Source organism: Variovorax sp. R-27 (genome assembly GCF_049913215.1).
Classification (GTDB): domain Bacteria; phylum Pseudomonadota; class Gammaproteobacteria; order Burkholderiales; family Burkholderiaceae_C; genus Variovorax.
The window spans coordinates 3,659,189-3,670,948 of sequence record NZ_CP183984.1 but is presented as its reverse complement, the minus strand read 5'-3'; the positions used below and the strand labels follow the sequence as shown (position 1 = coordinate 3,670,948).

Annotated in this window: 8 protein-coding genes; 5 read left to right on the top strand and 3 right to left on the bottom strand. The window is 66.4% G+C overall.

Features of this window, described 5'->3' with window-relative positions:
• Positions 1-138: 138 nt before the first annotated feature.
• The gene (locus ACN9MV_RS17140; protein ID WP_093056860.1) at positions 139-1,116 is read right to left on the bottom strand and encodes a Bug family tripartite tricarboxylate transporter substrate binding protein; all 978 of its coding nucleotides are present in this window, start codon (positions 1,114-1,116) and stop codon (positions 139-141) included.
• Positions 1,117-1,176: 60 nt separating this feature from the next.
• Entirely contained in the window at positions 1,177-2,418 is a 1,242-nt protein-coding gene (locus ACN9MV_RS17135) for a pyridoxal-phosphate-dependent aminotransferase family protein (RefSeq protein WP_426388753.1), read from the bottom strand.
• A gap of 121 nt (positions 2,419-2,539) precedes the next feature.
• Between ACN9MV_RS17135 and ACN9MV_RS17130 the strand changes: the two genes are divergently transcribed.
• From ACN9MV_RS17130 to ACN9MV_RS17110, 5 genes are all read left to right on the top strand, one after another.
• Positions 2,540-3,232, top strand: coding sequence for a GntR family transcriptional regulator (locus ACN9MV_RS17130; protein ID WP_093056858.1), 693 nt, complete (start codon positions 2,540-2,542; stop codon positions 3,230-3,232).
• A gap of 33 nt (positions 3,233-3,265) precedes the next feature.
• The gene (locus tag ACN9MV_RS17125; RefSeq protein ID WP_426388751.1) at positions 3,266-6,343 is read left to right on the top strand and encodes an FAD-binding and (Fe-S)-binding domain-containing protein; all 3,078 of its coding nucleotides are present in this window, start codon (positions 3,266-3,268) and stop codon (positions 6,341-6,343) included.
• Between the two features lie 59 nt (positions 6,344-6,402).
• On the top strand, positions 6,403-7,629 hold the full coding sequence (locus tag ACN9MV_RS17120; RefSeq protein WP_426388749.1) for a YbfB/YjiJ family MFS transporter: 1,227 nt from the start codon (positions 6,403-6,405) through the stop codon (positions 7,627-7,629).
• Complete coding sequence (locus tag ACN9MV_RS17115; RefSeq protein WP_426388748.1) at positions 7,626-8,162, top strand: methylated-DNA--[protein]-cysteine S-methyltransferase; 537 nt, start codon at positions 7,626-7,628, stop codon at positions 8,160-8,162. Before ACN9MV_RS17120 ends, ACN9MV_RS17115 begins: the two co-directional genes overlap by 4 nt.
• Before the next feature lie 86 nt (positions 8,163-8,248).
• A complete protein-coding gene (locus tag ACN9MV_RS17110) occupies positions 8,249-10,471 on the top strand; it encodes a DNA/RNA non-specific endonuclease (protein WP_426388747.1) in 2,223 nt (740 codons plus the stop codon).
• Positions 10,472-10,478: 7 nt separating this feature from the next.
• On the opposite strand, the gene ACN9MV_RS17105 is transcribed toward ACN9MV_RS17110, so the two are convergent.
• Positions 10,479-11,714, bottom strand: a complete 1,236-nt coding sequence (locus ACN9MV_RS17105) for an MFS transporter (protein WP_426388746.1) — start codon at positions 11,712-11,714, stop codon at positions 10,479-10,481.
• Positions 11,715-11,760: the final 46 nt, after the last annotated feature.

The window sequence follows — 11,760 nt, the reverse complement described above, 5'->3', positions numbered from 1 at the left end:
TCAGCAAAACCTGGCTGGTGTCGGCGTCCTTTCGTGGAACACCGAGGAACCGGCTTTGCCGGGCCTCCGGTGTTGCCCCCGGAAGGGGGTTGGCGCAGCGACACGAAGTGCGCGAAGCCTGGGGGTGAGACTGGTTCTTCAGCTTTCGACGTGAACGTTGCCGTCCTTCACCACCTTCGCCCACTTCGCAATCTCGGTGCTGATGAACTGCCTGAACTTGTCCTGCGAACCACCGCCGTCTTCCGCGCCGTAGGTGTCCATCCGCTCCTGCACATCGGGCATTGCCAGCACCGTATTCACGTCTCGATTCACCTTCTGCGCAATCGACGCCGGCAACTTGCCCGGCCCGGCGAGCCCGTACCACGTGGTCGCCTCGAAGCCGGCAAAGCCTTGCTCCTGCATCGTCGGCACGTTGGGATGGCCTTTGGCACGCTTGGTGCGCGTCTGCGCCACGGCGATGACGCGGCCGTTCTTCACGTGCGGCGTGGCGGCCGTCATGGTCTCGAAGCTGTACTGGATCTGCCCGCCCATGAGGTCGGCCAGCAGCGGGCCGCTGCCCTTGTAGGGCACGTGCAGCGCATCGACGCCGCCCTGCAGCTTGAACATCTCCAGCGCCAGGTGCTGCGCCGAGCCCGCGCCGGCCGAGCCGAAGCTGATGGTGCCGGGAGCGGCCTTGCAGGCGGACACGATGTCTTTCACCGTGAGCGCCTTCTGGCCCGGGTTGGCGATCAGCAGGTTGGGCGTGACGCCCACCAGCACGATCGGCACGAAGTCGCGCTCCACGTTGTAGCGCAGCTTGGGCTGCAGGCTGGGTGCGAGTGCGTGGCTGTTGATGTGGGCCATCAGCAGCGTGCTGCCGTCGCTCGGCTGCTGCGCCACGTAGTCGGCCGCGAGCACGCCGGCCACGCCGCCCTTGTTCTCGACGATGACCTGCTGGCCCCACATGATGGTGAGCTTCTGCGCGACCACGCGGGCCAGCGCATCGGTGCCGCCGCCCGGCGGAAAGCCGACCACGATGCGCACCGGCCCCGATGGCCATTCCTGCGCGAAGAGCCGGGGCACGCCCAGTGTGGCGGCCGCGGCGCCCGCGGCCTGGATCAACGAACGTCTCTGCATCTTCTTGGTCTCCGTCGTGGGTGGGAATGGTCCGATGCGCGCCGGGGCGGCCCCGCGTGCCTATGCGGCTTTTTGCAGCGCGGCCGGTGCCGTGTGGTTCGAGAAATGGTCCATCGCCGCATGCACGCCGCTGCCGGCCAGCTTGATGCCCGAGAGCTTCATGCCCATCTCGACGCCCGCGACCATCGCTACCAGCGTCAGGTCGTTGCTGTCGCCCAGATGGCCCATGCGGAACATGCGGCCCTTGAGCTTGCCCAGGCCGGTGCCCAGCGAAAGATCGAAGCGCTGGTGGATCAGGCGGCGCAGCGCGTCGGCATCGATGCCTTCGGGCGTGATCACGCCGGTGAGCACGGGCGAATACACGGCCGGGTCTGCGCACTGGATCGGCAGGCCCCACGCATTGACCGCTGCACGCACGCCGGCGGCCCAGCGCTGGTGGCGCACGAACACGTTGTCGAGCCCTTCGCCGAGCAGCATGTCCAGCGATTCCGAGAGGCCATAAAGCAGGTTGGTATTGGGCGTATAGGGCCAATAGCCGTCCTTGTTCATCTCGACGATCTCGTCCCAGGCCCAGAAGGCGCGCGGCAGCTTCGCGCTCTTCGCGGCTTCAAGAGCGTGCGGCGAGAGCGCGTTGAAGCTGATGCCCGGCGGCAGCATCAGGCCCTTCTGCGAGCCGCTGATGGTCACGTCCACGCCCCATTCGTCATGACGGAAATCGGCGCTGGCCAGGCCCGAGATGCTGTCGACCATCAGCAGGGCGGGGTGGCCCGCAGCGTCGATGGCCTTGCGCACCGAGGCGATGTCGGAGGTGACGCCGGTGGAGGTTTCGTTGTGCACCACGCACACGGCCTTGATCTTCTTTTCGGTGTCCTTGCGCAGGCGGGCTTCGATGAGTTCGGCTTGCACGCCGCGGCGCCAGCTGGGCGCGTTGGGCAATTGCGCATCGGTGCCCGACCACGAGAGGAACTCCGTCGATAGGCCGAGGCGCGTGGCCATCTTCTGCCACAGCGAGGCGAAATGGCCGGTCTCGTACATGAGCACGTGGTCGCCGGGGCTCAGCGTGTTGGCGAGCGCGGCCTCCCAGGCGCCGGTGCCCGAGGCGGGGTAGATAGCGACCGGGTGCTTCGTCTTGAAGATCTGCTTGATGCCGCCGAGCACCTTCAGGCCCAGCGTGCCGAATTCGGGCCCGCGGTGGTCGATGGTGGGCAGGCTCATGGCCCGCAGGATGCGGTCGGGCACCGGGCTGGGGCCGGGAATCTGGAGGAAGTGGCGGCCGGTGGGATGGATGTCGAGTTGCAGCATGGACTGTCCTTTCGCATTCAGTTTTGCATTCAAAATGCTTTTTTGTTTGATGGTTTACCCTTATTCACTTGGGTTGTGAGCCTTCTTTTTTGCATTCAAAATGCAATCAAGAGGCAAAGCCATGACAGCCGACATCATCGAAATCTCCAGACTCTCCCTGCACGACCAGGTGGCCGCGCGCCTGCGCACCATGCTGGTCGAAGGGCTCATCGCACCTGGCGCCAAGCTCAACGAGCGCGAGCTGTGCCTGCAATTGCGCGTGTCGCGCACGCCGCTGCGCGAGGCCATCAAGCTGCTCGCGGCCGAAGGGCTGGTCGACCTGCTGCCCAACCGAGGCGCGGTGGCGGTGAAGCTCACCGAGGCCGACGTGCTCGACACCTTCGAGGTGCTGGCGATGCTCGAAGGCATGTCGGGCGAACTGGCCGCCAAGCGCATCACCGACGAAGAGCTGGCCGAAGTGCGCGCGCTGCACTACGAAATGCTGGCCTGCTTCTCGCGGCGCGATCTCTCGGGCTACTACCGCCTGAATGCACGCATCCACACTGCCATCAACGAGGCGGCCGCGAACCCGGTGCTGTCGAACACCTACCGCTCCATCAACGCCCGCGTGCAGTCGCTGCGCTTTCGCACCAACCAGAACGAGACGAAGTGGAAGCACGCCGTCGAAGAGCACGAACAGATGATCGATGCGCTGGCCAAACGCGACTCAGCGGCCATGCGCAAGGTGCTCGTGGCGCACGTGCTGCGCAAGCGCGACACCGTGCTGGAGCTGCTGCGCGCCGGCGAAATCTATCCCTCGGCCAAGTCGAGCTGAGCTTCTGACCTGCCACAAGAAAAACGACCCACCATGCGCATCGATCCCGCCAGCCACATGCAGCCAGCCGGAACCGTTCTTCCGCCCAACGACACCTGCGAACTGCTCGCGCGCCGCCTGCGCTCCGACACGCAGGGCGAAGTGCTGTTCGACGACGGTTCGCGCGGGCGCTACGCCACCGACGCGTCGATCTACCAGATCACGCCCGTCGGCGCCTTCGTGCCGACGAACGAGGGCGACATTGCAACCGCCATCGACATCGCCCGCGACCTGAAGGTGCCGGTGCTCGCGCGCGGAGGCGGCACCAGCCAGTGCGGGCAGACCACCGGCGCGGCGCTGGTGATCGACAACAGCAAGCACTTTCGCCGCGTGCTCGACGTGAATGTGGAAGAGGGCACGGCCACGGTCGAGCCCGGCCTCGTGCTCGACCACCTGAACGCACAGCTCAAGCCGCACGGCCTGTGGTATCCGGTAGATGTGTCGACCAGCGCGCAGGCCACGCTGGGCGGCATGGCGGGCAACAACTCCTGCGGCTCGCGCTCCATCGCCTACGGCAACATGGTGCACAACGTGCTGGGTGCGAGTGCATGGTTGTCGAGTGGCGAACTGGTGGAGTTCGGAACGGTCGGCACGATGGGCGTGCGCGCGGCCGGCATCGCGCAGTTCTTGCGCGGGCTTGCACGCCAGCACCGCGAGCAGATCACCGAGCACTGGCCCAAGGTGATGCGCCGCGTGGCGGGCTACAACCTCGACATCTTCGACAACCAGAGCGAGCGGCCCTACACGGCAGACGGCAGCGTGAACCTCGCGCACCTGCTGATCGGCTCCGAAGGCACGCTGGCCTACACGAAGAACCTGAAGCTCAAGCTCGCGCCGCTGCCGCGCGCCAAGGTGCTGGGCATCGTCAACTTCCCGACCTTCCACGCGGCGATGGACGCGGCGCAGCACATCGTGAAGCTGGGGCCGACGGCGGTGGAGTTGGTCGACCGCACGATGATCGAGCTGAGCCTTGCCAACCCGGCCTTCAAGCCGACGGTCGAGACTGCGTTGATCGGCAAGCCGGCGGCCATCCTGCTGGTGGAGTTTTCCGGTTCGAACAAGGCCGCGTTGCTGCCGCAGCTCAAGCAGCTCGTCGAGCTGATGGGCGACCTCGGCCTGCCCGGCAGCGTGGTCGAGATGCCCGACGACGCGCGGCAGAAGAACCTGTGGGAAGTGCGCAAGGCCGGCCTCAACATCATGATGAGCCTCAAGGGCGACGGCAAACCCGTGAGCTTCATCGAAGACTGCGCCGTGCCGCTCGAACACCTGGCCGAATACACCGACGCGCTGACCGAGGTGTTCGCCCGGCACGGCAGCCGTGGCACCTGGTACGCGCATGCCTCGGTCGGCACGCTGCATGTGCGGCCGATTCTCGACATGCGTGCGGACGGTGCCGCCAAGATGCGCTCCATTGCCGAAGAGGCGAGCGCGCTGGTGCGCAAGTACAAGGGTGCGTTCAGCGGCGAGCACGGCGACGGCCTGTGCCGCGGCGAGTGGATCGAATGGCAGTTCGGCCCGGCCATCAACGAGGCGTTTCGCGCCATCAAGCGCAAGCTCGACCCGATCGGCCTGTTCAACCCCGGCAAGATCATCGACCCACCGCGCATGGACGATGGCGCGCTGTTCCGTTTCGCGCCGCCGACCGCGCCCAAGCCCTACCGCCGCATCGAACTGAAGCCCGTGCTCGACTGGTCGGGCTGGAACGTCAACGCCGACCCGGTGACCGAGGTGACGACCGCGCCCGGCACCGGCGGCGACAGCACCGGCGGCCTCGCCAAGGCCGTGGAGATGTGCAACAACAACGGCCACTGCAGAAAGTTCGATGCCGGCACCATGTGCCCCAGCTATCGCGTGACTCGCGACGAGCAGCACCTGACGCGCGGCCGCGCCAATACGCTGCGACTGGCGCTCTCGGGCCAACTCGGCCCCGATGCCTTCACCAGTGAGGCCATGCACGACACCATGGACCTGTGCGTCGGCTGCAAGGGCTGCAAGCGCGATTGCCCCACGGGCGTGGACATGGCGAAGATGAAGGTCGAGTTTCTCGACCACTACAAGAAGCGCCACGGCCACACGCTGAAAGACAGGCTGGTAGCAAACCTGCCCGACTACGCGCACAAGGCCAGTCGCATGCCGTGGCTGCTGAACCTGCGCAACAGCGTGCCCGGCGCCGCATGGCTTGGTGAGAAGCTGCTGGGCTTCTCGGCCAAGCGCTCGCTGCCCGAATGGCGCAGCGACACCTTCTGGCGCGGCAAGGCCAACGAACCCGGCCTGTTCGTCGAGCGCGACGTGGCGTTGTCGATTGCGCGGCGCGGCGGCAAGGCGGCGGTGCTGTTCGTCGACACCTTCAACGGCACCTTTGAGAGCGAGAACGCCTTTGCGGCAGCGCGCGTGCTGCAGGCTGCGGGCTATGTGCTGCACACGGTCGAGAAGCGCGGCGGGCACCATTGCTGCGGACGCACCTTCCTGGCGAGCGGCATGGTCGCGCAGGCCAAGGAAAAGGCCGAGGCATTGATCGATGCGCTCGTGCCGCTGGCGCGCGCCGGCGTGCCCATCGTCGGGCTGGAGCCATCGTGCCTGCTCACGCTGCGCGACGAAACGCTGGTGATGGGTTTCGGCGAAAAGGCCGAGATGGTGGCGAAGCACGCGTTGCTGTTCGAGGAGTTCATTGCGCGCGAAATCAAGCTGGGCCGCTTCGAGCTGGCACTGAAGCCGGCCGAGGCGCCTATCCTGCTGCACGGACACTGCCACCAGAAAGCCTTCGGCGCGGTGAGCCCGGTGATGGAGGTGCTGAAGCTCATTCCCGGCGCGCAGCCCGAACTCATCGAAAGCTCGTGCTGCGGCATGGCCGGCAGCTTCGGCTACGAGGCCAGCCATTTCGAGGTGTCGATGAAGATGGCCGAGGCCAGCCTGCTGCCGGCCATCCGCGCGAAGCCCGGCGCCATCGTGGTGGCCGACGGCACCAGCTGCCGCCATCAGATCGAGGACGGCGCGCAGCGCGAAGCGGTGCATGTGGCGGTGCTGCTGGAGCGGCATCTGCTGCACGCCGACCCGATGCCTGACGCGGGTTGACCGGGCGGGCGCGGGCAGGGCGGCGGCGCCTGCCGCAAAATGGCCAGCCGCCCGCTCCCATGTCGACAACGCTCACTTCTTCTGCCGCCCCTGCGCAGCCCACGCTGCGTCTTGCATTTGCGCTGTCGATGGGCGCGGCGGTTTCGCTCGGTATCACCCGCTTCGCATACGCATTGCTGCTGCCGCCCATGCGCGCGGACCTTGGCTGGAGCTATGCGCTGGCCGGCGGCATGAACACGGCGAATGCGGTCGGCTACCTGGTCGGTGCGCTGATCACGCCGATGCTGATGCGGCGCTTCGGCACGACGCGGCTGCTGGTGGTCGGGGCTGTGCTGGCGAGCGTGTTCATGGCGGGCAGCGGTTTCGTGACCGACGCGCCGGCCTTGCTGCTTCAGCGCCTGCTGGCCGGGGTGGCCAGCGCATGGGTGTTCGTGGCGGGCGGGTTGCTTGCAGCGCGGCTTGGTGAGGCGGGGTCTTCGCGCGGTGGGTTGTTGCTCGGCATCTACTACGGCGGCACTGGTTTCGGCATCCTGCTGTCGGCGCTGCTCGTGCCGCAGGTGCTGCGGGCGGCATCGGGCGTGCCGCACGGATGGGCCTGGGCGTGGTGGGCGCTGGCGTTGGCGAGTGCAGCGGCCACCTGCCTGCTGGCCTGGGCTGGCCGCGCGATGCCTGACAGGCCAGCGCCAACAGCAGCCGCCGCTTCGACGGACGCTGCGCCGCCGGTCGCACTGCATCGCTTCGGCTGGGCGCTCGCCGGGTATGCCTTGTTCGGCATGGGCTACATCGGCTACATGACTTTCGTGATCGCGCTGCTGCGCGAGCAGGGGGCGAGCGCTTCTTTCGTCACGCTGTTCTATTCCTTGCTGGGCATTGCCTGCGTGGCGTCGTCGCGGCTGTGGGCCGGGCTGCTCGACCGCTACCGCGGCGGGCAGCCGCAGGCGCTGCTGAACGGGCTGCTCGGCGTGGCGACGCTGCTGCCGGTGCTGAGTGCGTCGGCGCCGGTGGCGCTGGTTTCAGGTGTGCTGTTCGGTGGGGTGTTCCTGTCGGTGGTGGCTTCGACCACTGCGCTGGTGCGCCACAACCTGCCGCCGTCGCGCTGGGCGCAGGGCATCAGCATGTTCACCATCATCTTTGCGCTGGGGCAGATCGTCGGGCCGACTGTCACTGGATGGATTTCCGACGGCCCGGGTGGGCTGGCGCGGGGCCTGGTGGCTTCGGCAATGGCCCTTTGGCTCGGCGCTGTGCTGGCGTCGCGCCAGCATTCGCTGTCACAGGAGACGCCATGACGGGCTTTGCCTTGTTCGAAACTTCCATTGGCATGTGCGCCCTGGCATGGGGACCGCGCGGATTGGTCGGCGTGCAACTGCCTGCCGACAACGGCGAGGCAGCCACGCGTGCGCGCATGAAGCAACGCTTTCCGGACCTGAGCGAAAGCCCGCCGAGCGAAGCAGCGCAACGCGCCATCACCGCCATCCAGGGCCTGCTGCAGGGCGTGCACGACGACCTGAGCCACATCGAGCTCGACATGCGTGGCGTGTCGGAATTTCACCAGCGCATCTACGCGATCGCGCGCCGCATTCCGCCGGGGCAGACGCGCACCTACGGCGAGATCGCCGAAGAGCTGGGCGACAAGGGCCTGTCGCGCGCCGTGGGTCAGGCCATGGGCCACAACCCGTTCGCGCCCGTAGTGCCTTGCCACCGCGTGCTGGCCGCGGGCAACAAGCCCGGCGGCTTCTCGGCCGGCGGCGGGGCGTTGACCAAGCTGCGCATGCTCGACATCGAGGACGCGCGGCCCAACGGAATGGCGTCGCTTTTCTAGTACGTACGGCATCCCTCGAATGGGGGATGTAGAAGCGTCGGCAAACACGCACAGTTGCAACCCTCACGGGACGAGGGAGGCGTGGCGTGCAACTCTGGCTTGAGCAAATCGAGAAGGCGCGGGAGCGAAGCGAAGGCATCGACCTGCGATCTCTTGCCGACTATGCGAGAGACAAGACCCCGCGCGAACTGAGCACGCCGAAGCAGCTCGATGACCGCAGGAGCTTCTTGCGCGAAAGCCTGGGCGACGATGAAAAATCTGCCGTCGCGTATGAGCGAATCATCTCCGGCAGCGAGATACAGGACGTCAACTACCTGGCTCGCGGAGCGCGAGCCGCAAAGGCGGTCAGTCGCATCCTGATCAGGGACACGGCAGGGCGGCTTGTGGCTTACGGCACCGGATTCCTGATAGCGCCGAACGTGCTCATCACGAACAACCACGTTCTGCCATCCATCGAGTCCTGTCGCCGCTCGGAAGCCCAGTTCGAATTCGAACTCGACATCGACGGCGCCGCACTCAACCCCACGACCTACAGCCTTCAGGCGCAGGAACTCTTCTTCACTTCGAAAGACCTCGACTTCACCGTCGTGGCCGTCACCTCCAGCTCGACAGTGGGAGATGGCCAGCTCGAACACTATGGGTTCCTGCCGCTCGTAGGTGCCACCGGCAAGGCATCGGACGGTGAGTGGCTCACCATCATCCAGCACCCCAACGGCGACCGCAAACAGGTGTGCGTGCGCGAGAACAAGCTTCTCAAGCGCACGGACGACGTGCTCTGGTATTCGACCGACACGCTCGGAGGATCTTCGGGCTCCCCGGTCTTCAGCAACGACTGGTATGTCGTGGCGCTCCACCACAGCGGCGTACCGGATGAAAGAGATGGCCGTACGCAAACCATCTCAGGCCGCGACTACGACCCCGCAAAAGACGGCGAGCAGGACATCAAGTGGATTGCCAACGAGGGCATCCGCGTCTCCCGCATCGTCGAGACGCTTCATGCAGCCCTTCCCGCGCATCCGTTGCTCCAGCCGGTCTTCGGCGCCACGCCGGAAAACTCGCGGCTGATGCTTCCTTCCGTCGACCTGCTGCAGTCAACGGCGACCCATGCTGCCGGGAGCTTGCCGCTTCCCGGTCTGCTCATTCAACAAACCCCAACCCGGAAGACGACCATGAACGACATGCAATCTGGTGGAAGAAGGACCCTCACGGTGACGCTCGGCATCGAATCGGATGGAAGCGTCTCCGTCCTCCGATCCGGTCCCGCTGCCCGCGAGTCGCAAAGCGTTTTCGAAGAAGCCGCACGTGCCAAGGCGAAGAAACCAGCCCCCGCCATCGACGTGCCCTTCAATGCGAAGTACGACGATCGCAAAGGCTTCGAAGCCGGGTTCCTCGCGCCGGGTAAGCCCGAGATGTCGGTGCATCTGCCGCTGCTTGGCAAGGCTCTTGCGAAGGAGACGGTAGAACTGGTCGACGGCCCCCCGGGCGAGAACGTGCTGAACTATCACGGCTACAGCCTCGTGATGCACAAGGCGAGGCGGCTGGCTCTCTACTCGGCAGCCAACGTCGACTTCAGCGGCCGGTTCGAACTGGCCCGGCCGGCGGATGTGTGGAGGCAGGACCCGCGGATTCCCGCAAGCGCACAGCTGACCAACTTCTACTACGAGAACAACCAGTTCGACCGTGGCCATCTGACGCGCCGTGAAGACATGGAATACGGAGCCACCCGCCTGGCTGCGCTCACCACTGCGGCAGATACCTGCCACTGGAGCAACTGCACGCCCCAGCATTCCAAGTTCAATCAGAACAAGGAGCTCTGGCAGGGCATCGAACGCCACATCTTCGAGGACGCGATCAAGCTCGACAAGTTCAGGGCGCAGGTCATCACGGGCCCCATCCTCGAAGAAAGCGACCCGGTCTGGGACAAGTACCCGAAGATCCAGTACCCGGTTCGCTTCTGGAAAGTCGTCGCGGCGATCACGGCTAGCGGCAAGCTGTTTGCCACGGCCTACATCCTCGATCAGTCGGGTGTGATCGAGGAATTTGGCATCGAGGCTGCACGCGAGATTCCTTTCGATGCCTACAAGACCTTCCAGGTCCAGATCAATGAAGTCGAGCGGCTCACCGGGCTCAGCTTCACGGGCGGTCCGGTCAGGAGGGTGTTCTCGCTTTCCACGGTCGATCCACTCGCCAAGAAGCCTGTAAGAAAGCCCACCAGAGTTCGTGCGCAGGAGTCCGCTCTGGTTGACGTACCGGATGGCTGGCTGCCGCTCGACTCGCTGGAGTCGATGGTGCTTCCCGACCTGGAGTAAACGAAGCTCAGGTGGCCGGCACAGGCAACCGGTGCAGCCCCGCGATGCGCGACGCGAAGATGATCGCCGCCTGCAGAACGAACCCGGCCAGCGCCAGCAGCAGGCACGCCGGCTCGCCCCAGGCCGCACCAACCAGGCCGCCGAGCGCCGCGCCGATGGGCCGCGCTCCCGCATTGATCGTGAGGAACACGGCCGACACCCGGCCCAGCATGGTCGAAGCCGTCACGCTCTGGCGTAGCGTGGTCGAGGTGATGACCCAGACCATCGGCCCTGCGCCGAACAGGAAGAACGAGAGCGCGGCCAGCGCGGCGGTCGGCACCAGGAGCGTGGCTGCCATCGTCGCTGCTGCAACAACTGCGACCGCGGGGCCGACCTGGATCGCGCGGCCGAAGGGCAGGCGCGCCACAACGCGCGGCGTGAGCAGCGCGCCAACGACCATGCCCGCGCCGTACATCGCCAGCGTGAAGCCGACCGCCTGCGCGCCGAGGCCGAGCACCCGCACTGCATAGGGCACATACCCGGCCTGCAGCACGAACCATGAGATGTTGAACACCGCGCCGGTCATCAGCATCGGCCGCAGCATGTCGTGCTGCCAGACAAAGCGCGCGCCGTCGCGCACTTCGAGCAGCGGATGCCGTCCGGAGGCGGGTGCGCGCGGTGCTTCGGTCAAGCGCAGCAGCAGGCCCACGGCCGCCACCGACAGCACTGCTGCCAGCACGAACGCAGCAGGAGCACCGGCCCACGCCACCAGTGCACCCGCGAGTGCGGGGCCGGCGGTGAACGCGGCACTGCGCGCCAGTTCGAGTCGCCCGTTGGCCGTTGCCAGTGCTTCGCGCGGCACGAGCGCCGGCACCAGCGCGGGCGCCGCGACGCTGAAGCCCACGGTGCCGACAGCACCCAGGAAACCGAGTACCGCCAGCCAGCCGATGCTGAGCTTCGATGCGAACACCATCGCTAGCAGCACCAGCAGCGAGACCGCCCGCAGCCCCTCGGCCCAAACCATCAGCTGTCGCCGCGACATGCGATCCGCGAGCAGGCCCATGGGCATCGAGACCAGCAGGAAGGGCAGCGTCTGCACCGCCGCGAGAAAACCGATTTCGCCCGGCCCTGCGCCGAGTGCCAGCACGGCGACCAGCGGCACGGCCGCAAGGCTCAGTTGCTCGGCGGACTGCGCGGCGAGGTTGGACCACGCGAGGTTCAGGAAGGAACGGGGGAGCGGTGTTGTGAGTGTTGTATGGGTCATGCCCTCATCGTGCGATCGGAGGGCTCATGTCGCTGGCCGTTTCCGG

What these genes read in the sequence shown, in the direction of transcription:
- ACN9MV_RS17105 (WP_426388746.1), bottom strand. Translation starts at nt 11,714, where the DNA reads ATGACCCATACAACACTCACAACACCGCTCCCCCGTTCCTTCCTGAAC.
- ACN9MV_RS17130 (WP_093056858.1), top strand. Translation starts at nt 2,540, where the DNA reads ATGACAGCCGACATCATCGAAATCTCCAGACTCTCCCTGCACGACCAG.
- ACN9MV_RS17135 (WP_426388753.1), bottom strand. Translation starts at nt 2,418, where the DNA reads ATGCTGCAACTCGACATCCATCCCACCGGCCGCCACTTCCTCCAGATT.
- ACN9MV_RS17115 (WP_426388748.1), top strand. Translation starts at nt 7,626, where the DNA reads ATGACGGGCTTTGCCTTGTTCGAAACTTCCATTGGCATGTGCGCCCTG.
- ACN9MV_RS17125 (WP_426388751.1), top strand. Translation starts at nt 3,266, where the DNA reads ATGCGCATCGATCCCGCCAGCCACATGCAGCCAGCCGGAACCGTTCTT.
- ACN9MV_RS17120 (WP_426388749.1), top strand. Translation starts at nt 6,403, where the DNA reads ATGTCGACAACGCTCACTTCTTCTGCCGCCCCTGCGCAGCCCACGCTG.
- ACN9MV_RS17140 (WP_093056860.1), bottom strand. Translation starts at nt 1,116, where the DNA reads ATGCAGAGACGTTCGTTGATCCAGGCCGCGGGCGCCGCGGCCGCCACA.